Below are 24,266 nucleotides of genomic sequence, written 5' to 3'. Positions count from 1 at the left end.
TTCCTTTACAACTTGGCAAGGTCCTCGGACCCGTCTCTAAGAGTAGTCTACCCCACTTGGACCAAGGATCTCGGCAAGTCCCTTCAGGAGCTCCGGGGTGATGGTGACCCAGTGGGTGTTGCCGACCTCGAGGCAGTGGTCGGTCGTGTTGTGGTACAAGATGCGCCAATGCTCCTTGCCCGGATAGTGGTGCGTGAGGAGGAGGACGTTCTTGAGTGTCTCGCCGTTCACCTGCTGCTCCGTCATTGTGAGTTTGAGCACGGGATGGGTCACGGAAACCGGCTTTGAGCCTTTTGCCTGTTCGGGCGTCACGAAGTCGATGAACTTCTTGGCCGTCAGAGACAATTCGTCGCCGTCCATGCGCACGTTCGCCTCCAGGACGATGGCGCCCTCGCGGTCGAAGCACGGCTGGAACTGCCCGAGGACGTACTCGAACACTATCAGCTCCACTTTGCGGCTGTCGTCCTCGAGCGTGCACTTGCCGTAGGCGTGCCCCGCCTTCGACTTGGCGGTCTTTGCAGACGTGAGGAGGCCCATGACCGTGACGGCGGTCCCGTCGTCACAATCCGCGCACTCCGAGACACGCTTGGCCTTGTACTTGGCGAGGAGGGGTTCGTACTGCTGGAAGGGACTGCAGAAGCAGAAGAACCCGAACGCTTCCTTCTCCATTGCCGCGGCGCCCACCATATCGCACGAGGAAACGGAGACCACGGGTTCGTTGACCGAGCCGCCGAACAAGCCTGTCCCTGAATCGTCCGCGACAGGCGCCTTGCCGTTCTGGTTGTTGAACTCCCTGAGGACGGCGACACGGTCCTCGCCGAGGTTCTCGAACGCTCCGGCCTTGATGAGGCATTCGACGGACTTGCGGTTGACCTTACTGCCGCCAGAACGCCGCTGGAAGTCCTTGAACGTCGAAAAGGTGCGGTTGGACCGCTCCTCCATGATCTCGTCGATTGCCTTTGAACCCAGGTTCTTGATGGCAAGCAGGCCAAACCGGATGCCCTGAGAACCGTCGGCCTGCGTCTCCACCGCGAACAGCTTGTCGGATTTGTTGATATCCGGTGGAAGGACGGGGATCCTCTTGCTGCGGCATTCCGCGACCAGTTCCTTGAGACGGTCTTCGGTATCGATGCCCGAGTTCATGAGGGCCGTCAGGTACTGAATGAGATAGTGGACCTTGAGCCACGCCGTGCGGTAGACCATGATGGCGTAGGCAACCCCGTGGGACTTGTTGAACCCGTAGCCGGCGAAAAAGTCGATGAGGGCGAACACGTCTTCGGCGGTCTTCTTTGGGACGCCTTTCTCGATCGACTTCTCGACAAAGACGGCCCGCTGCTTGGCCAGAATGTCCGCCTTCTTCTTGGAGACGCCCTTGCGCAGGATGTCCGCTTCCTGCATCGTGAACCCGGCCATGCGGTTGGCGATCTGCATGATCTGTTCCTGGTACACGATGATGCCGTAGGTCGGCTTGAGCACGCCCTCAATGCTGGGATGGTAGTAGTTGACCTTCTCCTTGCCATTCTTGCGGTCGATATACTTCTGGATGCCGCCGGCCTTGATGGTGCCGGGACGGTAGAGCGAGATGATGGCCGTCAGGTCTTCGATGGAGGTTGGCCGGATGCCGGACGCGACGCCCTTCATGCCGCCGGATTCCATCTGGAACACCCCGACCGTGTCACCGCTGCTGATGAGGTTGTAGACGGCCGGTTCCTCCGTGTCGACGTGGCTGATGTCCACCACCACGCCAAGCTGCTCCTTGACCATCTTGACGGTGTTCTGGATAACACCCAGATAGGAGAGGCCCAGGAAGTCCATCTTGAGGAGACCAAAGGCCTCGACCAAGTTGTGGTCCCACTGCGTGATGACGTTGCCGTCCTTGTCGCGCTGCAGGGGCAGGTAGTTGGTGAGCTCGGTGTCGGCGATGACGACGCCCGCGGCATGGGTGCTGAAATTGCGGTTGACGCCCTCCAGCTTCATGGCCGTATCGAACAGCTCCTTGACTGTGGTGCCGCTCAGCTTTGTGCCGTCATCATACATCTTCTTCAGCTGCTCGACCGTTGTGAGAGCGTCCTCAAGGCCCGTGCCGAACGGGATGAGCTTGGAGATCAGGTCCGTCTCCTTTGGCAGCATGCCCAGAGCTCGCCCCACGTCACGGACGGCCTGCTTTGCCTCCATCCTGCCGAAGGTCGCCACTTGGGCGACCGAGGATTCGCCGTACCGCTCGCGCACATACTGGATGACCTCCCCCCGGCGCGCATCCTCGAAATCCATGTCGATATCCGGCATCGAGATACGGGCGGCGTTGAGAAAGCGCTCGAACAGCAGGTTGTACCGCAGCGGCTCGACTTCCGTGATGCCGGTCGCGTAGGCGACGATGGCGCCGGCAGCAGATCCACGACCAGGGCCGACGGCAATTCCTTTGCGGCGAGCGAACCGGGTGAAGTCTTGGACAATGAGGAAGTAGTCGACAAACCCACACTTCTCGATCGTGTCCAACTCCATCCGCGCCCGGGCCGTCGCCTCTTCCAGCTGTTCAGGAGGATAAAGGCGCTGGATGCCGTCCATGGTCATCTTCTCCAACAGCTGGCGGTTGACCTCGGCATCCCATGGTGTCGTCTGCCCTTCTTCGATGTAGCGGGGCAGGTGATAGATGCCAAGAGGCATTTCGACGTTGCACATGTCGGCAACGAGCTGGGTGTTCTGGATGGCCTCCTCGTCTTCGGGCAGGCGCTCGCGCATCTCATCCTCAGTCATGACATGATAATACGGACCGTTGAAGCTCATGCGGTCCTTGTCGGTCATCTTCTGCAACGTCTGGACGCAGAGCAGAACCTCGTGCGCGGCGTAATCTTCCTTGCGCAGGTAGTGGCTGTCACAGGTAGCCACGGTCTTCGCACCGATGCGCTTCGCGATGCTGCGAAGGATGGGGAGGGCGCGCAGTTCCTCTTCGATGCCGTGATTCTGGAGCTCGATGAAGTAGTTCTCCTTGCCGAAGATGTCCTGGTACTTCCTGGCAATGCCTAGCGCCTTTTCCTCGTCCCCCTTTGCGGCCGTCTCGGCGACCTCGCCCTTGAGGCAGGCGGACAAGGCGATGACCCCCTCGTGGTACTTCTCCAGTGTTTCATAATCGACACGCGGCTTGTAGTAGAAGCCCTCGAGGTAGCCGACGGAGACGATGTGGCTCAGGTTCTGATAGCCCTTGAAATCCTTCGCCAGGAGGATCAGGTGGTTGGGAAATCCCGCTTCCTTGTCCTTCTCAAGGCGGCCGTTCGGGGCCACATAGACCTCGCTGCCGATGACCGGCTTGAGCCCGGTATCTTTCATCTTCAGGTAGAAGTCCAGCACACCGTACATGTTGCCATGATCCGTGATGGCGCACGCGGTCTGCCCTATCTCCTTGAGACGGGCAACGAGCGGGGCGATCTTGTTCATGCCATCCAGCAGTGAGTATTCGGTGTGAAGATGCAGGTGGACGAAGCTCATGCCGGGTTCCTCACTGCGCCGGGAAGCGCCCCTCCGAATACACCCCTCGGATACAAGAACATCCTCGGGGGGATTGAGGAAACATCTTTGGGGGGGAAGCGGGCAGCAGTCTGTGCCTGGTCGAGTGAAACCACTTCGACCACGGCGTCGTAGACAAAGTCGAAGAACGACTGCGAGCGAGCGTTGAGGACTATCTTCACTGGGACACCGGCCAGCGCGCCCGTCGTGCCGACGGTCACCGTCGCCGTCGCCGTGACGGCCTCTCCGTCGAAGGTAAACCGGCCAGTCATGCTCCAGACGTCACATGCTTGCCCCAGCAACTGCACCGGCGCCTGCTTCTCAATGGTGAAGAGACGCGGCGAGAACGTCGCCGGCAGTCCGAGAAGACCCTCGCAGCTTTCCTGCAGGACGTGCGCAGCTGCGGCCGCAGTCTCACCCTTGGCAACGTACGCCCCGTTCTCGAACACGTACCCTGTGCCACCGCGGACCATGAGGGATGCCGTCGGGTTCGCCGGGTCACCACTCATCACAAGAAGGTCACTCCCGTTCTTGACGATACGGCCATCGAACGACCTGTCTTCGCCACCCAGCGTTCGGCGGTATGACGCTGTCAGCTCGTACGCCGGAAGCGTGGCAAGAGAGGAGAGCGGCAGGAGCTGTCCCTCCTGGAGCGTTACCTTGACCGCCTTCGTGTTCTTCCCGACAACCAGGTCGAATGTGGCGTCGGCAAATCCCTGCTTCGTGACTCTTCCCACATAGGTTCCTTCTGCGAGCCCCTCGAAGGTGAACGTTCCGTCCGACCCTGTCGCCGTCGTCGTGTTCCATACGGTTACGGAGGCTCCGGCTATGGGCTGGCCGCCGGATGTCACCGTCCCGGCGCCAAGAAAGAGTGGGGCCAGCTGGACGGTCGTCGGCAATTGCGTGAGGTCCGCCACCTGAATGAACGCCTTCTGGTAGCCTGCGGCTTCGACGCTCAACTGTATCCGATCAGCCTGAACCCGTCCCAAAACCGTTCCGGTCGCATCGGAGCCGAGGGACTCGGAGCCGCCGGAGCCGGTGAACGTCAGCGTCGCATTGGCTACGCCCTTGCCTGAGTACGCAGAGACGATCCGGAGCGAGACAACATTTCGGCGGGCGCAGCCGGCCAGAGAAAACATGACAAGCAGCAGAGCGAGGCCGAGCGCCAGCCCCCGAGCCCTTTGGTTCAAGGCGAGGTGCGCTTCTGCCCGGTGGAAGATCATCCTTTTCATCATGGTTCAACCCCTCGGAATTCGAGTCACATGCCCACCCATCGTCGTTCGCGTGTCGAGCACGGACACGAAGGCGTCCGGGGCCAGCTCGGTGAGCGAGGCGTTGAGGAGTGCAATATTCTTGCGCATTGTGGTCGTCAGGATAATCATGCGGTTGCTGTCCATGCCCGACCCGGAGATCGTCGTGATGCCAAAACCCCGGTCGCGCAGATGATACGCCAGTCGGTACGGGTTCTCGTTGGGAATGATCAGCCACGTCTGGTTGCCGATCGCCAGCTTCTGTTCCAGCCAGATGCCAAACAGCGCTCCGGTTGCGTAGCCGAGAGCATAGCCGAGCATCTTGTAGACGGTCATACTGTTCAGGACCTGAGAGAGGCCGACCAGATAGACCATCACCTCAAGAAACGCAAAGATGAACGTGTACAGGCGGCGTCCCCTGACCAGGAAGTTCATCGAGAGCGTCTGAAGAGCCATGTTGACGAACTTGATTGCAAACACGATCAGCACTGACTCGGCTACCACCCAGAACTCCACCACTCGCAACCTCCCGTTCCTGTACTGACAGGTTCAAGTATAGTGCCCACCGACTGCTGCACAAGCTGGAAGAGAAGAAGGCTGGCGCGTGGGGATCGGATATTGAAATGTTGCGCTGCTGTGGATAACATGTGAACAGTGTGGATAGATTTGTCATCCACGCCTCTCGGCAAAGGAGGGTTCATGTCTCGACCGTTGCGCATCGAGTTCCCAGGTGCTGTCTATCTGGTTTCCGACACCGCTCTTGCAGGTCGCTCCATCATGCAGAGCGACGACGCTCGATTGCAGTTCCTCGCGGACCTCACGGCGGTGGCGGCGAGTCTGGACTGGCGCATCTACTCGTGGTGCATGTTACCGGACCGCTATAGCTTCGTCGTCGAGACGCCCCATGGAGATCTCTCCAAAGGCATGCGTCGGTTCAGCAGCAACTACACGCAGCATATGAACCGCCAGAACATACGCTCGGGGCGAGTTTTCCGTGGACCTTATCGGGCTGTCCTCCTGGAACCCGACGTATGGCTGCTGCCGGTCTGCCGCCACGTCGTCCTCCAGCCCGTGGCATCCGCCGTGGTCGCCACCCCCGAGGAATGGCCCTGGAGCAGTTACCAGGCGACGGTCATGAGTACCCACGTGCGGAGTGCCCCACTTGCTGCCGAGTCTCTGTTGTCTCGGTTCGGCCAAACACAGGAAGAGGCTGTCGCCGCCTATGCCGACTACATACGGGCAGGCATCGGTCAGCCGACCCCTCTCGCGCATGTGATGCCGCCGGGCATCCTGGGAACACAGACGTTCGTCCAGGTGGTCACTGAGCACCTGGTGAGCAGAGCGTCCGAGCCGTCGGTCGCCGCAACGCTCCTGATGCTTGCGCGGCCCTCCCTGACACAGATCTTCGGGCCCGATGTCAGGCGTGAACGCTCGCAGCTCCCACTACGCGTCGCGGCAGCCGTCCATCTTGGCTACTCGCTCGTGCAGATCAGTGACCACCTCGGCGTCCACTATACGACGGTCAGTCGATACCTCCGCGCAGCACAGGACGGGCGGAGAGAAGCGCCTCCGCCCGTCCGCTGAACGACTTCCCTGGACAGCATGAAAAGAAGTCCCAGACCGCCCTTGTAAGCGGTCGGGGACTTGTCATCCGGACACAACCACCGGAACTATTTACACATTATCCACAGATATGCTATGTTTTCGTACCCGATCTACTGGGCGGGGTTGAGCGGGATCACGAGCCAGCAGATGAGATAGACCAGGACGCCCGTCCCCCATGCCATCCCGAGCAATGCCCAGGCGATGCGTACAATGGTTGGATCGATGTCGAAGTACTCTGCCACGCCGGCCGCCACGCCGCCGATCACCTGGTTTCGGCGTGAGCGGTACAGCCTCTTGGAGGAATCGTAGCCGGCTCCGGAAGACGCTGGGCGCTCAGTCTGCGGATGTTCCCACTTGTCCTGAATGGGTCCCTGTTCGCCGAACCCGGCACTCGGCTGCGTCGGCGCACAGGTGCCGCACATGATCTTGCCGTCCACCATCACTACTTCCTCGCGAGCCAGCGCCTTTCCGCACTTCGTGCAGACACCAACCGCTTCTTCATCCGGTCTGTCAAAACTCTTCATTTCCTAGTCCCTCCCTTGATAAGGACAGCCAGCCCGAGCACAAGGAACAGCCCGCCGACTGCCGATTTCCGAATGATGTCGACCACCTGAGCTGGGAAGATGTCCAGCCCCGACAGAAACGCAAGAGAGCCAACAGCGACAGCCACAACTCCCCACATCAGCCCGTTTCTCGACGTCCTGCCTTCAACCGAATCAAACAGCGTCGACATCAGGATGGAGAGTCCCGCAGAGATCACGGCTGCTCCGGCGAAGGTCGTGAGGCTGAACCGGATGACCTCCAGGACCTGCATGAGGACAATGATGCCGATGAAACCAAGCATGGCACTCCAGAACACTGTTTCACGAGCATTGTGCTGGAAGCCCGTCGCGACGCCGTAGATGCCCAGCAGGATCACAAACGCCGCCAGAGGAACGAGGATGCCAAAATGGTATCCCGTCTGCGGAAATGCCTCGAGCAGGAAGTGGACGCCAAAAACGATGAGCAGAGCGCTCAGGGCCACCCGCCGATCAATGTTGTTGCCGTTCATTGCTGTACCTCCACAAGTTGAATCTGTCCAATTGCACTATCGATACGTACGATGAGCTGCCAGTCAGCTCCACCGGCTGCCGCAGCATTGAGAAACGACTTACTCCCCTCATCAACAAATCCCGACGACAGGACGTTGCCAAGGACACTCCCAATGGAAAGCTGTGCTCCCGGTTTGGTGGGAATGCGCACTGTACCGTTCCCCACAGCCGTGTGCAGTGAAACGTCACAGTGCCTGCCCAGCGATCCCGACAAGTCGAGGTCGTAACTCCCGGTAATATTGCCAATGACAAGATCCGCCATGTCCAGATTGCCGAGGCGCGCTGTCGAGAAGCCACCAGTGATGTTCTCGATCTGGACAAGGTCGATAATCGATCCGGATTCGGAGGCGTCGAGTTCGAGTGCGGAGGACGCCCCGGCGAGACGGAGCTCCTTAAGCCGAGCCTGGTCCAGGATCAGTCGCGCTTCACCGACCAGCGTCAGCGTCAGTGTACCGTTCTCGGGAACTATGACCGTCAGGCGCTTGACCCCTGCCTGGACGGAAGAAACACTGTCGAGGCGCAATCCATATGTACCGGTCTTTGCACGGAAATCCCGACGGAATCCCTCGCTGCCGAGAACGATGCTCGCTGAGGTCGCGGCCGGGGATGTGCCCACGACGACCTCGAGGTTGTCTCCTACGATCGATATCCTGCTCGCCGAGCCACCCGGGACTTCCAGGACCGTTCCCTCTGCAAACGCCGGAATGACCATGAATCCTCCGTTCCGTGTTACCAGCGTCACCACGGCGGAGCCGACGACAATCAGGCTCACGACGAGAGCGGCGACCAGGACGCGCTTGCGACCGGTCATGGAAGCAGACTGCATCATGCAGCCGACCCTCCGCCCAAACCGAACAGACGCTCACTAAGGGCAAGACTGCCAAGCAGCAGTCCACCCACCACGGTCAGCGTGCACAGGATCAGCAAGGATCTGAGTTCGTCGAGGTTTGGTCCGACAACGACCTGCACAACCCGCATGATGACCGACGAATGTGCGGCGAGCACGTACGTCCCAGTCAGAAACAGCCCCACGAACAGAGCCCCGAACAGCAGCGCTGCGGCAAGGACGGCCACCGGTTCCCCATTCCTCATGCGTGTTCCCATGAGACGAGCCAGAATGCTGCGTGATGCCCTCTTCCGCTCCTGCTCTGCCTCCCACGCGTCGATACGTTCCCACACGCCACATGCGAACCCCGACGGTGGAACAACGTCGGGAGAGCACGAGAGGGTACTGGAAAGAATGCGTTCCAGCTCTTCGTCTGTCAGATGTCGTGTGTTCATGAAGCACCTCGCTCATGCAGGACTTCCACCTGCTTCTTCAATGCGGCCCTCGCCCGAAACAACCGGACTTTCGCCGTTCCTTCGGCAACACCAAGCCGTCCGCCGATCGTTGCAAGTGAGCACTCTTCAGCGTAGAACATTGTCAGTAGTGCGCTGTCTTCTGAAGAAATCCGTGTCATTGCCTCTACAATCTCCTGCTGTTTCCACTCATCGTCCCGGTCCTGCTCGGGAGCCGCCAGGATCTGCTCGTCCGGCAGGTCCCCACCTTCGCGCGCTGACTTGCGCCAGTGGTCGACCAAACAGTTGTAGGCAATCGTCATGACCCACGGGAGAAAGGGGCGGCTTCTGTCATACGAGTCAAATCGCCTGTATGCCAGAAAAAACGCCTCCTGTGCAATGTCTGACGCCATTGTCCGGTCCCTGACCTTGCTCGCCAGAAAGGCGTACACAGGACGCTCACTCTCCGCCATCAACTGGGCGAAGAGCTCGCGGTCAGCCACTGCTTCCATCCACCTGCTCCTCTCCGCGGTCGATTACTCTACGTGTTCACCAAGCGTACGGTGACAGGAGAGAAAAGGTTACAGGAGAGACTCAGTGCTCGCCGGGGCCGACCGCCTCGAGGTATCCGCGCTCAAGCAGCCACTCGAAGATCTTGCCGGCTTTTGCATAGGAGTACCTCTCTTCTACATCCTTGTAGCCCAGTTCCACCATCTGGTTATCTTCGATCAGGAAGAGGAACTGGACGATGATGTTGCCGCCCTCGGGAGCGTCGCGGTTCTTGTCGATGAACAGGTTGAGGATGTCAAAGTGGGGAATGTGGTGGGGGTTTACCCCCCCCTCGCGCACGGCGTTGGCAATCTTCTCTTCCAGTTGCGCCGTGTCGTGGTAGTCCTTGACGACGATCAGTGCCACGTCCGCGTCATACTCGATATCGCCGCCGCCCGTGCAATTGAACATCGTGGGGCGCTCCTTGGACGTCTCACTGTCGAGGCGGCATCCGTCCTTGTCAAACGACGACACAGCAACGATGGGGGACTGCAGCTCGGTGGAGAGTTGTGCGATGAGGCCGGACACCTCGTCGACCTGCTTCTGGAGGCTAGCGTACGGGTTGACTGTTGGCACCTTCTGCAGATAGTCGAGGAAGATGGCGCAGCGGTCGGCGTGGTGGGAATCCATGATGCCATACGCGACACTGCGGATGTGCTCGATCGTATCCTGACGGTCGCCCTCGAAGAGATAGAAGTTGTCCATGTAGGCCGAGGTCTCCTTGATTCCCTTGTTGAACCGGGTGACGAGCTCAGCCTTGTTCCTGATGTCTCCCTTCTGAAGGACCAGCGGGTTGATGAGTGATTCCTGTGACAGGACGCGGGTCAGGAGGACACGCCTCGTCTGCTCATAGGAATAGTACAGGACTGGGACCTTCTCGTTGCGCGCCACGAGCGTGGCAAGGCGCAGCATCAGGTTGGTTTTCCCGCGCCTCGGAGCACCGCCGAGGGCATAATAGAAGCCGGGGCGCAGCCCTGAGACCGCTATGTTGAGGTTGTCATATGGGGCGATGCTCATGCCAAGGATCGAAGGAAGCCCAATGCCCCGGGTGCGGACCTCTTCGACATACCGAAGCAGCTCGTCACGGATGGGTTCCTGCCTGTCCTGGGACGAGAGGCGCGCCACCTGTCGCAACTGCTCGGAGATCTCAGCGGCGAAGTCTTCCACGCGCCGACCCTGTTTCTCAGCATCGGTGAAGCTGTTGATGTTGTCGGCGATCGTGCGCAGCTTCCGACGTGCCGCGCGCGTCTTCAACCGGTCCAGCATCTCGACCAGTGTCGTCATGTCCTCGCCCCCGGCGTCGGTGAGCTTGCCCACCAGTGTCGCAGTAGCCGGGGTCACATGACGTTCTTCGGTCAGGTAGGCCGTGAACAGGGGAAGGTCGATCTTGCCCCCCTCTCCCTTGTGGTTGGAGCAGTACCACTGAAATGCGTCGAAGACAGCCTTGAGGTCGCCATCTTCGAACAGCGAAGAGCTCATACCAAGCTTCTGGAGCTTCTCAAGATGATGAGGGGCCGCTAGAGCGCCGGCCAGAAGCCGGAATTCGGTCCTGTCTGTCGTCATGCTCTTCCTCCTAACGCGAGAATGGTCTGCCTATATAGTAGCCTCTCGGCAAAAAAGCAACAGACCCATTGACCCCCACCTGCAACGACGTGACGGACGGCAGTTCCGTGAGACTTAACCGCAGTTGTTCAACCATGAGTACCTCGGACGCCTGGTCCTCGGGGAGAGAAGTCATGGCAAGAGACAGGCGCAGCATTCCCGTGTTGGCTTCCAGAGCCATGGCGGTAATGAAGGTGCCGTCCGGGACAAGTGACGAGTCGCCTATGGGCGGATTCTCCAGCTGGGCGATCGAGTTCGCAATCATGACGTTACGTCCCATGAACGCCTGTTTTTTCGGATAGACAGTCAGTACCGGCAGTCTGTCACCGTCGACTTCGGTCAGACTGTAGACAGCGAGGGCCGTACCTGCCTCCAGGCGCCCATCCAGCCTGAACAGCGGATCTGCCGTGTTCACATGCCCAAACAGGCCCTGCACACTATGTCCGCCTACCAGGAGTCGGACGCGGCTGACACCCGCGAGTCTCGTGAGCGTGAGGACCAGGGAGTCCTTGGCCCTCTCTTCTTTCTGGGCGCCCATGTTCAGATCGAGGACGCTCTCCTCAAAGTCGACAGAAGCCGTTCGACCGGAAACGGTGACACCCCGAAGCACATCCGTGCCGGGCAGAGCGCTCAAGAGGCTGGGGTGCACCGGGCCCTCCATGAGAGCGCGTGTAGCCTGGAATGCCAGCTGAGAGCGGGTCAGCCCGGTCGGGAGCGTGCGGCGTTCGACAACTTGGCGGCCGTCACCGGCCACAAAATACAGATCGACCGACTGTCCCTTGTCCAACATCGCTTCATTGGCCCCCAGCTCTCGCTGAGTCTTGACGAAGGAGAGGAAGGTTCCTGTGGGGTGACCGTCGACTGAGAGTTCGACCGCGCTGACGCCTGGCAGAGTCAGCAGGGAATTGACGAGTTGCCAGTAGAGCGCATCTTCTTGCGCAAACCCCATGGGAGTCTGATCGCGCGCCACCCCCAGGACCACATGGAGGATCCCGCCCGGCAGAAGTGTCGCTCTGCGCGCAGTAAATCCGGCGGGGACAGCTGTCACAAGCCCCTGGTCAGCAGGTGGTGTACGCAGGAGATCGATGATGCCCGCCACCTGTTCTACGCGCCGTGTCGGCAGTTTTGCCACGACAGAATTGCTGACCAAGTCCTGGGTCGAGGCATCGAGATAGTACAAGACCGCGGGTGTACTCCACCCACCTCCCTTGCGGAAGCTGGAGCCGACCACAACGGCCAGAACCAGTGCAAGAATAAGGACAAGTAGTCCCCCATCCCGGGAACGTCGCCTGCCGCTGATCCTGCCTTGTCTGCCGCGGGTTGTCATCTGTGAGCCTTCTTCTGATTGCCGCCGGTCTTCATTTCGTCTATACTATATCACACAAAACGGACGCACATTGCCTGGCGACGCTCCGGTGTTCCGTCACAAAGGCGGGGTGGACGCGCCGGCGTTTGCGTACGTGTGACCCATCTCGGGGCCTGATTTTTCTCTGACCGGGGCGTGGTCACTTAGCGCGAGAGCAAAGGGAGCAGAACGTGGAAGAACAACAGTCGGATTCCTGGCAGCACCTGCTCGACATCTTCAGCAAGCAACTCGCGCGCCCGACGTTCGAGATGTGGTTCAAGAACGCGACGACGCTCCACGAAGACGACGTTTCTCTCACCATCGGCGTCCCCAGCGAGTTTGCGAGGGACTGGATTGTCAGCCGGTACTACGACGTCATCAAGGAGACAATCGACGCGATCAAGGGGCAGCCGACCACCATCGCGGTGGAAGTTGTGCAACGGCCGCCGGAAGAAATCCCAACCGAGCCCGGTATGCTCCAGCACAATAATACGCTGATCCTCAATAGGCGCTACAACTTCGAGAACTTCGTCGTCGGCGCAGGAAACCGCCTTGCTTTCGCGGCCTGCAACGCCGTTGCCGGCAACCCGGGCAATGTCTACAACCCCCTTTACATCTACGGTGGAGTAGGACTGGGCAAGACCCACCTTCTCCAGGGGATCGCACACCATATCCTGACCCGGGCCCCAGGCAAGAAGATCGTCTATACGACCGGCGAGAAGTTTACCAACGAGGTGGTCAGTTCCATCCAGAACGCACGGAACAACAACTCCGTCATCGAGAACTTCCACAAGGAGACGCGCGGCGCAGACATCCTGCTCATCGACGACATCCAGTTTCTGGCAGGCAAGGAGCGCACGCAGGAAGAGTTCTTCCACATCTTCAATGCGTTGTACGATGCCCACAAGCAGATCGTCATCACCTCCGACGTCCTGCCCAAGGAGATCGCCACCCTCGAGGAACGCCTCACCTCACGCTTCGAGTGGGGCCTCATCGCCGACATCAGCCGCCCGGACTACGAGACCAAGGTTGCCATCCTGAAGAAGAAGGCTGAGTTGGACAAGATCGACGTCCCACAGGAAGTGCTGGAGTATATCGCTGCGAACATCGGGAGCAACATCCGCGAGCTCGAAGGCGCACTCATGCGCGTCCTTGCGACCGCTTCGCTCACCAACGAGGAGGTCACGCTCTCCTTCACCGAGGAGACGCTCAAGGACATCATCCCGGTCATCAACAAGCCGATCACCATCGACGCCATCATGCAGTCGGTCTCATCCTACTTTCACATCTCGGTTGCCGACCTCCAGGCCAAGAGACGCAGTCAGGACATCTCGATGCCGAGGCAGATTGCCATGTACCTGAGCCGGGACCTGACCGAAGCCTCGCTGCCGTACATAGGCGAGAAGTTCGGCGGGCGCGATCACACGACGGTAATCTACGCCTGTCAGAAGATCCAGCAGGACGTGAAGAACGATGACACCCTGAGAGCACTGCTCGACAGTTTGGTAAAGCAGTTGAAGAGAGGTGTATAACCTGTGGAGAACTATCTCGGCCGTTCCGGACGTGCACAGTGTTGATAACCCGCGCAAGTTATCCACAGCTGCGTCCACAGGTGCCTCAAGCCACACAACTATCCTCAAAGCACATACCAACACTACCAACTGCCTTATCTTGATAGTTATGATCAAGAGAGTCTTTTCATACTAAAGGGAGGAAGAATGAAACTCACAACAAAAGCTGAAGGCTTGAGCAAGAAACTGGCACAGCACGCCAAGGTCATCCAGCAGAAAAGCTCGACCTTCACGTCGGATGCAGTTCTTCTTTCTGCAGAGGGCACGGTGCTTCAATTGACGAGCACTGACCTGACGACGTACCTGGTGAACGCTGAGCCGGCCGAAGTTGCAGAAGCTGGGCGTGCCCTGGTTCCCTTCAAGTTTCTGAAGGACATTGTGTCAGTCTTATCTGGTGAACTCATAATCGAAGGGGATGACAAGAAACTCCAGATATCATCCGGCAAGACGCACTATGACCTGGCTTGCTATCAGATGGATACATTTCCAAGCATCCCGGAGATTAAGGAAGGCCGAGAATATCAGTTCAGTCTCAATGAGTATTCCAGTGCTGTTGACCGTGTTCTTCCCTGTGTTGAACATAATGAGAAACGTCGTCTCGAATTTCAGGGGATTCTACTTGAGCAGACGAAAGACTATTTCCGGTTTGTCGCGACGGATTCACGACGCCTCGGATATGTCCAGTTTGACTTCAAGCGTGAACCACTGCGGGCGATTGTTCCGGCCAAGGTTTTCGAATCGTTCAAGCCGGCGGGTGACGTTCATATCATTATTACCGAGGATGAGTGTCTGTTTTCATCCGGTGATACACAGATCATTTCCCTCCTCATTGGTGCCGAGTTTCCCAATTACAACGACATCGTGCCTCGCGAGTGGGAATACACGGTCAGTGTCAAGAAGTCAGAGCTGCTGGATGCATTGCGCCGGGTTGGTGCCGTTGTCTTTGGTGGAACGGACGTCATCACCCTCTCATTCAAGGAAGGGCGGCTGACGATTCAGGGCACGGCCCAGGATCAGGGAAACGCCCGTGACGAGCTAGGTTATGAGGGAGAGGCCGGTGGTCTTTCTGTCTCGTTCTTCGGAACAAAACTCCTGGATGGCATTTCCTCCGTCGGTACCGAGAATGCCGAACTGCACATGAACAGTGCTGTTCATCCGGTGGTCATCAAAGACCAGGGCAAGGAAGATTTCCTCTACCTCGTCATGCCCCACAAGCAGATGGAGTAGTCGCCCCTCGGAGGGCAATGTATCTGGAATCGCTTTGGGTACAGGGATTCAGGGCGCTGGCTGAACAGCGTATCGACATCACCACACCCATCACTGCTATCGAAGGAGGCAACGGCGCAGGCAAAACGACGCTCCTGGACGCCATCAATTTTCTGGCCTCTGGAAAATCATGTCTGGGGCTGACCAATGCGGAGCTTATCAGGGATGGGGAGTCCTATTTTGTCGTTGGCGGCAGGTACCGGACGCGTGACCCGGTCGCCGGAGGGTCGGTCAGTCATACGGCACAGGGCATGTTCACGACGGAAGGGCGCAAAGAACTCCGTATCGACGGTACTGTCTACCATGGGTTCATCCGCCTTATTGGTGGGCTTCGCGTGGCCCAGTTCAACTTCAGTTCACTGTTTCTGGTCAAGGGCATGCCCTCGGTAAGGCGCCAGTATATCAATCTCCTGATCGCATCGTGTGATCGCACCTACCTGGAAGCACTCTCTGCGTATGCGGCCGTCATGACACGCAAGAATGCTTTGCTGCGGCAGTCGGGTTCTAGCGTCGACGACGCTTCCCTGCTGGATCTGTTTGACGAGCAGATCGTTACTCTGACGACCACTATTTATGCAAAGAGAAGGTCGGCTCTCGCCGCCGTGGGTCTGGCAATGACGAGCCTGATTGCCGATGGGTTGTTTGAACCGCTTGCGGATGTGTCCGTTCTGTATGATCCACGGCCCATTTCCACCGAGTCCATCCGTGCACTCCGGGACCGGGAACTGGCGCGGCATGCCTGTCTGGCCGGGTGTCACCTCGACGATTTTCTCCTGCTCCGAGAGAAGAGGCAGTTGCGGGACACGGCGTCACTGGGGGAGGCGAAGATGGTGTCCTTGCTGCTCACCTTTGCAGGTGCCGAATATATACGGATGGTCACAGGGGAATACCCGGTGCTCCTGCTGGACGACCTGGAAGGCGATATCGACATGCCGAACCTTGATCGGCTGATGCACCTGGTGGCGAGATTCGAGCAGGTCTTCATCGCATCCTTCGATGTTGCGCGTCTTGGAGGCGGACTGAACGCCACGTCCGTACGGCTGTGAGAAGACACGACAACAGTATGCAGCGCATCGGAGAGGTCATCGAGGAGATGCGGCGCACCGGTCGCCTCGACAAGGGCATCATGGTTCAGTCTCTAGGCGATGTCTGGCCCGCCGTCCAGTCGTTGTGGAGTGAGCACACCATTGGCACGTACGTCGCCCGCAACTCTCATCCGGCTGAGTTCAAGAATGGAACATTGACGATACTCTGTGCCAATCCGTCCATCATGCAGGTCCTGTCTGAGCAGAAAGCCCTCATTGTAGAGCGCTTGAATGCTCACATGGGGGACAAGCTCGTGACTGACCTGTCCTTTGGGCTCGACAGTGTTCACGAGGTCCGCATCCATCGGCCGCAGGTCACGTCTTCTGTTTCTGCGCCGGATCCGGACTCTCTGGCTGCCACGATTCAGCTGTCTCCCGCGCAGATGGCAAGAGCCGAGAAGGCCGTGCAGGGCATTCAGAACCCCGCCCTGAGGCTTTCGTTTCTGCATGCCTATGAGGCCTGGATGCGCTGGGATGTCTGGCGACACCAGGAACAGCAGAAACGCAGGACGAACCGGGCGACGTCAAGGAAGTACTGACACTATCCACAGGCACTGTGGATAACTCTTCAAGATGCAGACGCGTTGTCCACAGCGGGCCCCACGCCACCCAAGGGCCCATAGGAGCCTGTGGACTGCTGTGCAACCAGAACTCATGATCAACAGTGTGGTTGAGACTCATCCGAATTTGTGTTTCGCAGATATTCACAGCATCCTGTGGATAACCTGAACTGCGAAGGGGTCCCGGCACAGCCGTGTTGACTTGCGCTCACGTATGGTAAAATGGACACATGAGAACAAGAGTTGCACTGATCGCGCATGACCGCAAGAAGCCCGAGATGATCGCACTGTGCAGGGATTACCAGGAGATGCTGGCTCAGGAGGAGCTGGTCGCCACAAAGAGCACAGGTGGCCTCATCGAGGAATTGACCGGCCTTCACGTCACCAGGGTGAATTCCGGAGAGAAGGGTGGGGACCTTCAGATTGGCTCAATGATCGCCTCTGACGAAATCAAGGCAGTCGTCTTCCTCAGGGACCCCCTGACCGCACATCCTCATGAGCCGGATATCAACGCCGTGCTCAAGATCTGTGATGTCAATAACATCCCTCTTGCCACCAACATTGCGACAGCCAGGCTGGTCCTTGGCCATCTGAAGGAGTTGCAGGACATCGAAGAGCAGCCCCCTGCAACGTAGGTTCTTCTACAACAACAGCAGACTAGCCAGCATCGTTTCCAGTGTTTGGCTCTGCTGCCACCACTCCTTGCGCTGGAGTGTCTCGAGACGAACGGTCCATCGGTGCCCTGCGTCCTCTGCGACCAGGACCCGATAGACGAACGAGCCGTCGCGAGCGCTGAACGTCAGCGCTTTCACAGGCCGACCGTCGAGGTTCGCTTGATCGTCTGCATCTACCCCTCCCCTTCTCAGTGTCCCCTGCTCACACCGGGCGTCTTCGGGCAGGCCGTTGCGAAGGCGTTCAGACGTTTCGTCCAACGGCGAGCCGGCGTCGTCATAGGTGACCTGCAGGGCGACACGCGGGTCAGCGGGGTCGGATGCTCGGAATCCCGCCTGCTCATCCATCTCGATGATGGTCCAGTCTGCAGGGCAGTCGAGTGCGACATGAAGGTCGGGTCGCACCAGATGTAGCGCGTCACTCATGAGTCCACGCTCTGAGGTTCTGTGTTGTTGCCACCCATTTCTCCATCCCGGCAGATTCGGACGCACCCACGAGCGTCCATGAACAGGATTGTCCTGTTTTCATTGTTGGCAAGGCGAGGGCGATTTGGAACAACCCCGGCACAGGGGTGCCGGGGTTGCATATCAAGACTGAACAGGTAGGAGTCTACTGGTTGAGGGCTTTCAGTGTGACAGCAAACGTCTTGGTGGTGCCCTTGCGGTCGGCGACGACCTGGACCGTGTCACCGACGTTCCTGGACCGGATGTAGCCGAGGACTCCATCGATTGTGGTCATCGGTTTGTCGTCGATCGCCGTGATGACGTCCCCGGCCTTGAGCCCGGCAGCCTGTGCCCCGGATCCAGACGTGATCTGGACGATGTAGACGCCTTGGGAGACCTTGAGGCTGTACTGGTCGACGATGGAGGTCGTGAGGGTGGCTCCCTGGATACCGAGGGCAGGCCAGGTCACCTTGCCATCCTTGATGATAGCGTCATACACCTTGCGCGCCGTGTTGACCGAGACGGAGAATCCAAGACCTTGCGCGTTCTGGTAGATTATGGTGTTGATACCGACGACGCGACCGGACAGGTCGACCAGGGGTCCTCCCGAGTTGCCGGGGTTGATGGCCGCGTCAGTCTGAACGACACCCACAAGGGTCTCGGTCTGGGACACCTGAACGTTCCGCTCGAGGGCCGAGATGACGCCGGTGGTGACCGTCTGGCTCAGGCCATAGGGGTTGCCAATGGCGATGACCTTCTGACCCACGGTCAGCATTGACGAGTCACCAAGCTGCACCATCGGGAGGTTGGTGCCACTGATCTTTACCACGGCGACGTCGCTGGTGGCGTCTGTGCCCACAACCTGGCCACGAAACTCGCGCCCGTCTTTGAGCATGACGGTGATCTTGGTGGCATTCTCCACGACATGGTTGTTGGTCAGCACATAGCCGTCAGACGTGATGATGAAACCCGACCCGAGACCGTCCTGCTGTCCCGACGAGAAGCCAAAGGGGTTCTGGCTGACCGAGGTGATGTTAATCTGGACCACGGCAGGGGAAGCGACCTTGACAGCGTTCTCGATGGCCTGTTCTTCGGTCGTGACGATGGTCGTTCCTGAGCCGGTCGTTCTTGGATACGCCGTCGATACCGTGCGTGCCCAGGGGAACGTTCCCGGGTTGGACATGACAACATAGTTGCCCAGGATTCCGCCCAAGACGCTGCCGAGCAGCAATCCGATGATGAGTCCCCACACCAGGAGCACGCGGCCGGGATTCGAAGGCCGGGCGGCGGGCTGAGGTAGAGGGAAAGGCGTGCTATACGCCGGGACGGTTGGGGGAGTCTCAGGCGTGACATAGCCTTCTACTGTGTTCGATGTGTCCAGCTGCTCAGTCTCCTTAGCATCTGGCTTGATGAAGCCATTCTCATCTATCATGTCGTACCTCCTCACCTGCAACAGGGGTGCTTGCCACATACACCTGTGTATACGTAACTATGCCCGTTTTTGTTACAGAGATTGTGAGGAAATCGCCACGAGACCGGGGATTTCTAAGGTGCCAGGAGCACGCCCTTGCCATTCTGCACGAGACTGACCATATCTCCGAATCGTTCGACATAGTGTTCGGCATGCTCAGTGTGGACGGGATACACGTGCCTTGGAGCAAGCCGCTCGACGATGCGGAAGAGGTCTTCCTGCGAAGCATGCCCGGAGGCGTGGATATGCACCGAATCCATACCGGTAAGGTCCAACCAGCGGGCCAGACGCTCCTGACTCCAGGACATCTCCTCGTTGAAGGCCTCGGCCGACGAATGGATGTACAGCGACTCGGGAGCAGGATGCAGGTCGCACAGCTCCTGGACATCCCAGTAGCCCAGCGAAAGCAGGTAGTCCGACTGGTGCGCGGCGACGTCGGCCGCCCTGACGATGCGAGAGCATGACCCGTTGAGGACGTCCTCTACGGCGTCTCGCCGCTCCTTTGGGTCCACGGAATCTGGATCGCCGCCGGCGAAGTGCAGGAGTGTCGATCGGGCCCAGTCCTGCTTGATGTCTCCCTTTTCATACGTTCCGCTGCCGGCGCGCTTGACGTACAGGACGAGCTCCGAGTCTTCCAGGTCGATGGTGGGATAGCCTGCCTCCTGTGCCAGCCGAACGATGTAGGCGTCACGCGGAAGGATGGCCAGCCTGCGTCCGGTGGCATGGGCTACGCGCTGAAAGGTCATGAGGCGGTCCAGGTCTTTCATGCCGAAGTCTGCCATGACCAGCCCCGGAGCCTTCTGGATCTCTTCGAGCGCTTTCGTCTCGACATCTTTCTCGGACCAGAACGCAAAGCGTCGGTGGAATGCCGTGTCGTGAGCCGGCGCGCCCTCGCTCGAACGAAGGTTGGTGCCTTCGATCACGAGAGCGTCAGGGTGGACTGCGGCGAGCTGCTCGATACTGCCCTCCGTCACATGGCCCATGCGACCATGGAACCGGAGGTCTCCCGTGTACACGAGCGTGCCCCCGTCATACTCGACGAGGTAGGCGCACGCGCCGGGGATGCTGTGATCGACCGGGAAGGATGTCACGCGGCAGTCGTGAAACTGCATGGGCCCGTTTAGGTCGGCAAGCTGTCGCTGGCCGTGCTTGTTGGCGCCCAGGTTGGGCCGCAGGATGAAGTCGGTCACGCTATTCTCCGGACCGGAGCTGAACTGCGTCTCCTCGACTGCCCGCAGAACGGCAGCCGTGACCGGTGTGGCATAGAGCGGGATGGTCTCATCCAGAAACGAGATCGAACCCGTGTGGTCGACATGCGCGTGCGTGATGAAGCATGCGTCGATGTGACCAGGGTCCGTCAGTTGTGCCGCCAGTTCAGGCTGCATTTCGCGAAGGAGTGCTGTGAGGTCAGAGCGGTAGAATCGCAGCTTTGGCAGCAGACCTGTCGTCAGGTAGTCGGTGAGGCCCGCAGAAGTGCGCGGGGTAAGGAATTCCTCGAAGTATGAGCCCATGGTGGCGTAGCTGAGCCCGAAATCAAACAGGAGACGCGTTGCATCAGGAGACGCGCCCGCCTCGAACAGAAGCTTGGTGCCGCCAATGGTGGTGGCGCCGTCCAGCATTGTGAACCGTGCCATGAGCAGGAACCTCCTTCGTGGTGCCAGTTGCTGGTCCGTCTACTACGGGGTCGGCATGAGGTCGGCGAACGTGCCGAGTTGGAGCAGCCGCCCCAGAAGGACATAGTCCGTCAGGTCGATGCCCAGGGGCGTGACACTGATGTACCCGTCAGCAATGGCGGTCACATCGGTTCCTTCCTGCGGTATGGGTGGGATCTCTCCCCCTATCCAGTAGATGGGGGCTCCAAACTGGTCCACGCTGGCGGTGACGCGATGCGCATAGCGGCGGCGTCCCTGAGGGACAACCCGGATTCCCCTGACCTCGGAAGCCGGACAATTGGGTGCGTTGATATTGAGAAATAGGCTCCCATTGAGAGCGCTGCTGAAGCTCTTCGTGAGGGGCTGATTGATCCCGATGAGTTCCGGGATGAGAGGAAGCATCTGCTTCAGGAACCAAGCGATGGGGCTGAAATCGAACCCAGAGCTTCCTGTCCGTGGGAATGCGGTGGAGAATGCCACACTGGGGTACCCGGACAGAAAGGCCTCATGGGCGCCCGATACCGTACCGGAGTATGGCAGGTCGTCGCCCAGGTTGTCGCCGTGGTTGATACCGGAGAAAACAATATCGACCCTCTGCTTCACCAGTTCGTCGAGGGCCAGCATCATGCAATCGACGGGAGTGCCCGACACAGCCCAAGCATCGACACCGGAGTGGACGTAGCCTTCCACCCTGGTGGCCCGCAGAGGCTTGTGCATGGTGAGGGAGTGCCCTTTGGCACTCTGGGGAGACGCGGGCGCGACGACCGAAATCGTGTGTTCCGCAGGGATTGCGGCGACAAGAGCTTGGATCCCCTGCGCCCACAACCCATCGTCATTGGTGACAAGGATGTGCATGTGTGTCCTCCTCAGACCTCGTACTCTGTGCGGGCCCGTCCTCTCCTGCTGGTTATCCACGCAATCAGAACGCCAAACAGGAAACCTCCCACGTGCGCCCATACAGCGACCCCCTGGGCTGCGCCGAACGTTCCCTCGAACAGCTGCATCACGAACCAGACACCAAGGAAGACCCAGGCGGGCAGACGTACGGACGTGATGAAGATGAAGAAGACCAGGGTCTGAACCTTGGCTCTGGGGTACAGGAAGAAGTACGCTCCCATGACGGCCGCGATGGCTCCGCTCGCCCCGATAGTGGGGACCTTGGAGGACGGTCCGGAAAGCAGGTGAACCATGGCAGCCGTCACGCCCCCCGTCAAATAGAACAGTAGGTACTTGCCGTGGCCGAGATGATCCTCGATGTTGTTGCCAAAGATCCACAGGAACAGCATGTTGCCGAGGATGTGGCTCCAGCTTCCGTGCATGAACATCGATGTCAGGGCCGTCAGGACATACGGGGCTACCGCCCACGATGGGGCCTCATAAGCGCCCGTCAGGACGCCGGGGATGAAGCCGAACTGGTAGTAGAAATGGTTCAGAGCCGCTCCTCCGCCAAGGGACACCTCCCACAGCCACACGAGACCATTGGCCAGGATCAGCAGAAACGTGATCAGGGGGAAGGTGCGAGTGGGATTGTCGTCGCGGATGGGAAGCATGGATCAGCCTATGCTGGCGCCGTCCAGGGCGTGGAAGCAGGTGCAGTCTTCGTCTGGGCCGGGGATCTGCGGCACCATCTTCTCGATAATGGTCACAAGGTTCTTGAGATTGGCCATGAACGCCTTGATGACCGCCTCGTTGCTGACAGGGTCGACTGCTTCCTCTGCGACCAGCCCGGCGTCGTAGTCTGTGATGACCGAGATGTTGCAGTAGCACATGGCTTGCTCGCGTGCCAGGGAGACCTCTGGATACTGCGTCATGTTGATGGTATGCCAGCCCATGCGGGTGAACCAGTTGCTCTCGGCCTTGGTGGAGAACCGGGGTCCCTCGATGACCACGCAGGTGCCGCCGTCGTGCACCGGCAGACCGAGGCTCCTGATGGTCGCGACTGCGATCTTGTTGAGGACAGGGCAATACGGATCCGCCGTGGAGATGTGGGTGACGACAGGGCCGTTGTAGAATGTCGTATCTGCGCGGCGCGTCCGGTCGACGAACTGGTCGGTGACCACGAGGTCTCCCACCTTGATGTCTGGCTGCAGCGAACCGACGGCGGTAGGAGCGATGATGTGGCGGACGCCGAGGGACTTGAGAGCCCAGATGTTGGCACGGTAGTTGATCATATGAGGCGGAAGCCGATGGTGCTTGCCGTGACGGGGAAGGAACGCCACCTTGCGGCCCGCAATCTCGCCCAGCGAGATGAGGTCTGACGGAGTGCCATATGGTGTTTCGACGTTGATGTCCTGCGCGTTTTCGAGCAAGGAATAGAACCCGGAACCACCGATGATCCCGATTTCAGCACGTTGTTCCATGTGTGTCTCCTTTGTGATGCACAGCGGGGCTGTGCCTGGCTGCTTACCTAAGGAGTATACCAGCAAAGAGCGATGGTTAAAGCCGGCGGGTGCGCCTCGGGCGTGACAGCATTGTGAGGAAAAGGGCGGTGATGACACTCGCACCGAGTGCGACGAAGAAGTAGTTCATGAAGTACTCCTCGGGGAACAGGCGGATGAGTCCGGAGTCTTCAGGGAGGAGCCAGAAGTCGTTCGCAAAAGCGAGCTCGTGGAAGGCGATAAACAATGCATCAAATCCGATGGCGACCGAGATGGCTCCCAGAGCGGCAACGATGGCGAGCACGGTGATGCCGGCGGCGCGAACAACGTGGCGAACGTCACCCTCCCCTCTGCGAAGGAGAGTAATAAGAACAGCCGTCAGCAGGCATGAGACAAGGGCTGTCAGATAGACAGCCTGGAAGATCGCCTGGACGTCGCCCATGTGAGCAAGCTCCAAGGACGAATAGAAGCCGTTGTCCGGCAGAGGTCTGCGGAGTGCAAGGTACGCGAGCAGGTCTGTGACGCGGTGGACGGCTTCAGCCACACTAAAGCGGGGAGCGGCGCCTCCCGTTGTGCCGACCATGGAAAGCAGGAGTCTCTGGAGCGGCAGGAAGTTGACGAGAAGCGAGAACGGCATCAGCAGGACCGCCACGACTGCCGCAGCAGTGGCGAGGACGATGAGCGCTGGCAACGGCTAGTCGAACAGGCCGAGTGAACAGGAACGGACCCGTAGGTGCAACAGGTTGCAGGCCTTGCCCACGACTCTGGGGTCGACGTCCAACTTGCGGGCGATGCCTAGTGCCTTGCCACAATCGATAAATCCGTCGGTCGCTGCCTTGAGCAGTTCATCGCGGACTTCCTGTGCAACATCTTCCATGGGAGCCTCCTGGTTCCTGATTCTACCAGCTGCAGGTGACGACAGTACAGTCTGTCATGCGGGGGCACAT

General features: G+C 59.3%; 24 protein-coding genes. 6 read left to right on the top strand and 18 right to left on the bottom strand.

What is annotated here, in order from left to right; translation table 11 throughout:
- Positions 1-36: 36 nt before the first annotated feature.
- The 3 genes from C0398_01205 to C0398_01195 are packed head-to-tail and all read right to left on the bottom strand — an operon-like array spanning position 37 to position 5,270.
- Positions 37-3,483 carry a DNA polymerase III subunit alpha gene (locus C0398_01205; protein MBA4364609.1) on the bottom strand — a complete coding sequence of 1,149 codons (3,447 nt, stop codon included), beginning with the start codon at positions 3,481-3,483 and terminating at the stop codon, positions 37-39.
- Complete coding sequence (locus C0398_01200; protein MBA4364608.1) at positions 3,480-4,736, bottom strand: hypothetical protein; 1,257 nt, start codon at positions 4,734-4,736, stop codon at positions 3,480-3,482. Before C0398_01200 ends, C0398_01205 begins: the two co-directional genes overlap by 4 nt.
- Positions 4,737-4,739: 3 nt before the next feature.
- On the bottom strand, positions 4,740-5,270 hold the full coding sequence (locus C0398_01195) for a hypothetical protein (protein MBA4364607.1): 531 nt from the start codon (positions 5,268-5,270) through the stop codon (positions 4,740-4,742).
- A 180-nt stretch (positions 5,271-5,450) separates the two neighbouring features.
- On the opposite strand from C0398_01195, the gene C0398_01190 reads away from it, so the two are divergent.
- Positions 5,451-6,335 (top strand): hypothetical protein, encoded by an 885-nt coding sequence (locus tag C0398_01190; GenBank protein MBA4364606.1) that lies wholly within the window; start codon positions 5,451-5,453, stop codon positions 6,333-6,335.
- Between the two features lie 131 nt (positions 6,336-6,466).
- Here the strand turns inward: C0398_01190 and C0398_01185 are convergent, their stop codons facing one another.
- From C0398_01185 to C0398_01155, 7 genes are all read right to left on the bottom strand, one after another.
- Positions 6,467-6,778, bottom strand: a complete 312-nt coding sequence (locus C0398_01185) for a hypothetical protein (protein ID MBA4364605.1) — start codon at positions 6,776-6,778, stop codon at positions 6,467-6,469.
- Between the two features lie 98 nt (positions 6,779-6,876).
- Positions 6,877-7,407, bottom strand: a complete 531-nt coding sequence (locus tag C0398_01180; protein MBA4364604.1) for a hypothetical protein — start codon at positions 7,405-7,407, stop codon at positions 6,877-6,879.
- The gene (locus C0398_01175; protein ID MBA4364603.1) at positions 7,404-8,276 is read right to left on the bottom strand and encodes a hypothetical protein; all 873 of its coding nucleotides are present in this window, start codon (positions 8,274-8,276) and stop codon (positions 7,404-7,406) included. The genes C0398_01180 and C0398_01175 overlap by 4 nt, the downstream gene beginning before the upstream one ends.
- Positions 8,273-8,728 carry a hypothetical protein gene (locus tag C0398_01170; protein ID MBA4364602.1) on the bottom strand — a complete coding sequence of 152 codons (456 nt, stop codon included), beginning with the start codon at positions 8,726-8,728 and terminating at the stop codon, positions 8,273-8,275. Before C0398_01170 ends, C0398_01175 begins: the two co-directional genes overlap by 4 nt.
- Positions 8,725-9,237: a hypothetical protein gene (locus C0398_01165; GenBank protein ID MBA4364601.1), complete on the bottom strand. Its 513-nt coding sequence runs from the start codon at positions 9,235-9,237 to the stop codon at positions 8,725-8,727. The genes C0398_01170 and C0398_01165 overlap by 4 nt, the downstream gene beginning before the upstream one ends.
- Before the next feature lie 82 nt (positions 9,238-9,319).
- Positions 9,320-10,837 carry a hypothetical protein gene (locus C0398_01160; GenBank protein MBA4364600.1) on the bottom strand — a complete coding sequence of 506 codons (1,518 nt, stop codon included), beginning with the start codon at positions 10,835-10,837 and terminating at the stop codon, positions 9,320-9,322.
- Between the two features lie 10 nt (positions 10,838-10,847).
- Positions 10,848-12,203, bottom strand: a complete 1,356-nt coding sequence (locus C0398_01155; protein ID MBA4364599.1) for a hypothetical protein — start codon at positions 12,201-12,203, stop codon at positions 10,848-10,850.
- Positions 12,204-12,412: 209 nt separating this feature from the next.
- Here C0398_01155 and C0398_01150 point away from each other — a divergent pair, with 209 nt between their 5' ends.
- From C0398_01150 to C0398_01130, 5 genes are all read left to right on the top strand, one after another.
- The gene (locus tag C0398_01150) at positions 12,413-13,753 is read left to right on the top strand and encodes a chromosomal replication initiator protein DnaA (protein ID MBA4364598.1); all 1,341 of its coding nucleotides are present in this window, start codon (positions 12,413-12,415) and stop codon (positions 13,751-13,753) included.
- A gap of 186 nt (positions 13,754-13,939) precedes the next feature.
- Positions 13,940-15,019 (top strand): DNA polymerase III subunit beta, encoded by a 1,080-nt coding sequence (gene dnaN / locus C0398_01145; GenBank protein ID MBA4364597.1) that lies wholly within the window; start codon positions 13,940-13,942, stop codon positions 15,017-15,019.
- Between the two features lie 17 nt (positions 15,020-15,036).
- Positions 15,037-16,104: a hypothetical protein gene (locus C0398_01140; GenBank protein MBA4364596.1), complete on the top strand. Its 1,068-nt coding sequence runs from the start codon at positions 15,037-15,039 to the stop codon at positions 16,102-16,104.
- Entirely contained in the window at positions 16,101-16,682 is a 582-nt protein-coding gene (locus C0398_01135) for a hypothetical protein (protein MBA4364595.1), read from the top strand. Before C0398_01140 ends, C0398_01135 begins: the two co-directional genes overlap by 4 nt.
- 251 nt (positions 16,683-16,933) lie before the next feature.
- Positions 16,934-17,338 (top strand): methylglyoxal synthase, encoded by a 405-nt coding sequence (locus C0398_01130; GenBank protein ID MBA4364594.1) that lies wholly within the window; start codon positions 16,934-16,936, stop codon positions 17,336-17,338.
- Between the two features lie 6 nt (positions 17,339-17,344).
- Here C0398_01130 and C0398_01125 read toward each other — a convergent pair whose 3' ends face one another.
- The 8 genes from C0398_01125 to C0398_01090 all read right to left on the bottom strand — a co-directional run bounded on the left by C0398_01125 (position 17,345) and on the right by C0398_01090 (position 24,196).
- Positions 17,345-17,800: a hypothetical protein gene (locus C0398_01125; protein ID MBA4364593.1), complete on the bottom strand. Its 456-nt coding sequence runs from the start codon at positions 17,798-17,800 to the stop codon at positions 17,345-17,347.
- Between the two features lie 184 nt (positions 17,801-17,984).
- Complete coding sequence (locus tag C0398_01120) at positions 17,985-19,289, bottom strand: serine protease (protein ID MBA4364592.1); 1,305 nt, start codon at positions 19,287-19,289, stop codon at positions 17,985-17,987.
- Between the two features lie 74 nt (positions 19,290-19,363).
- Entirely contained in the window at positions 19,364-20,923 is a 1,560-nt protein-coding gene (locus C0398_01115; GenBank protein ID MBA4364591.1) for a hypothetical protein, read from the bottom strand.
- A 42-nt stretch (positions 20,924-20,965) separates the two neighbouring features.
- Positions 20,966-21,898 carry a 5'/3'-nucleotidase SurE gene (gene surE / locus C0398_01110; protein ID MBA4364590.1) on the bottom strand — a complete coding sequence of 311 codons (933 nt, stop codon included), beginning with the start codon at positions 21,896-21,898 and terminating at the stop codon, positions 20,966-20,968.
- Positions 21,808-22,491 carry a rhomboid family intramembrane serine protease gene (locus C0398_01105; GenBank protein MBA4364589.1) on the bottom strand — a complete coding sequence of 228 codons (684 nt, stop codon included), beginning with the start codon at positions 22,489-22,491 and terminating at the stop codon, positions 21,808-21,810. Before C0398_01105 ends, surE begins: the two co-directional genes overlap by 91 nt.
- Before the next feature lie 3 nt (positions 22,492-22,494).
- The gene (locus C0398_01100) at positions 22,495-23,301 is read right to left on the bottom strand and encodes an S-methyl-5'-thioadenosine phosphorylase (GenBank protein MBA4364588.1); all 807 of its coding nucleotides are present in this window, start codon (positions 23,299-23,301) and stop codon (positions 22,495-22,497) included.
- Positions 23,302-23,377: 76 nt separating this feature from the next.
- On the bottom strand, positions 23,378-23,956 hold the full coding sequence (locus C0398_01095; GenBank protein ID MBA4364587.1) for a hypothetical protein: 579 nt from the start codon (positions 23,954-23,956) through the stop codon (positions 23,378-23,380).
- Positions 23,957-24,013: 57 nt separating this feature from the next.
- Positions 24,014-24,196, bottom strand: a complete 183-nt coding sequence (locus C0398_01090) for a hypothetical protein (GenBank protein ID MBA4364586.1) — start codon at positions 24,194-24,196, stop codon at positions 24,014-24,016.
- Positions 24,197-24,266: the final 70 nt, after the last annotated feature.

It is taken from the genome of Coprothermobacter sp. (assembly GCA_013824685.1).
GTDB lineage: Bacteria > Caldisericota > Caldisericia > Cryosericales > Cryosericaceae > Cryosericum.
Note: the sequence above shows the minus strand (reverse complement) of the source record. Positions and strands in the feature narration are given on the sequence as shown.

Coding starts and splice junctions, on each gene's coding strand:
- C0398_01205 (MBA4364609.1), bottom strand. CDS start 3,483: ATGAGCTTCGTCCACCTGCATCTTCACACCGAATACTCACTGCTGGAT.
- C0398_01200 (MBA4364608.1), bottom strand. CDS start 4,736: ATGATGAAAAGGATGATCTTCCACCGGGCAGAAGCGCACCTCGCCTTG.
- C0398_01190 (MBA4364606.1), top strand. CDS start 5,451: ATGTCTCGACCGTTGCGCATCGAGTTCCCAGGTGCTGTCTATCTGGTT.
- C0398_01185 (MBA4364605.1), bottom strand. CDS start 6,778: ATGTGCGGCACCTGTGCGCCGACGCAGCCGAGTGCCGGGTTCGGCGAA.
- C0398_01180 (MBA4364604.1), bottom strand. CDS start 7,407: ATGAACGGCAACAACATTGATCGGCGGGTGGCCCTGAGCGCTCTGCTC.
- C0398_01175 (MBA4364603.1), bottom strand. CDS start 8,276: ATGATGCAGTCTGCTTCCATGACCGGTCGCAAGCGCGTCCTGGTCGCC.
- C0398_01170 (MBA4364602.1), bottom strand. CDS start 8,728: ATGAACACACGACATCTGACAGACGAAGAGCTGGAACGCATTCTTTCC.
- C0398_01165 (MBA4364601.1), bottom strand. CDS start 9,237: ATGGAAGCAGTGGCTGACCGCGAGCTCTTCGCCCAGTTGATGGCGGAG.
- C0398_01160 (MBA4364600.1), bottom strand. CDS start 10,837: ATGACGACAGACAGGACCGAATTCCGGCTTCTGGCCGGCGCTCTAGCG.
- C0398_01155 (MBA4364599.1), bottom strand. CDS start 12,203: ATGACAACCCGCGGCAGACAAGGCAGGATCAGCGGCAGGCGACGTTCC.
- dnaN (MBA4364597.1), top strand. CDS start 13,940: ATGAAACTCACAACAAAAGCTGAAGGCTTGAGCAAGAAACTGGCACAG.
- C0398_01140 (MBA4364596.1), top strand. CDS start 15,037: ATGTATCTGGAATCGCTTTGGGTACAGGGATTCAGGGCGCTGGCTGAA.
- C0398_01130 (MBA4364594.1), top strand. CDS start 16,934: ATGAGAACAAGAGTTGCACTGATCGCGCATGACCGCAAGAAGCCCGAG.
- C0398_01125 (MBA4364593.1), bottom strand. CDS start 17,800: ATGAGTGACGCGCTACATCTGGTGCGACCCGACCTTCATGTCGCACTC.
- C0398_01120 (MBA4364592.1), bottom strand. CDS start 19,289: ATGTGGCAAGCACCCCTGTTGCAGGTGAGGAGGTACGACATGATAGAT.
- C0398_01115 (MBA4364591.1), bottom strand. CDS start 20,923: ATGGCACGGTTCACAATGCTGGACGGCGCCACCACCATTGGCGGCACC.
- surE (MBA4364590.1), bottom strand. CDS start 21,898: ATGGGCGCACGTGGGAGGTTTCCTGTTTGGCGTTCTGATTGCGTGGAT.
- C0398_01105 (MBA4364589.1), bottom strand. CDS start 22,491: ATGCTTCCCATCCGCGACGACAATCCCACTCGCACCTTCCCCCTGATC.
- C0398_01100 (MBA4364588.1), bottom strand. CDS start 23,301: ATGGAACAACGTGCTGAAATCGGGATCATCGGTGGTTCCGGGTTCTAT.
- C0398_01095 (MBA4364587.1), bottom strand. CDS start 23,956: ATGCCGTTCTCGCTTCTCGTCAACTTCCTGCCGCTCCAGAGACTCCTG.
- C0398_01090 (MBA4364586.1), bottom strand. CDS start 24,196: ATGGAAGATGTTGCACAGGAAGTCCGCGATGAACTGCTCAAGGCAGCG.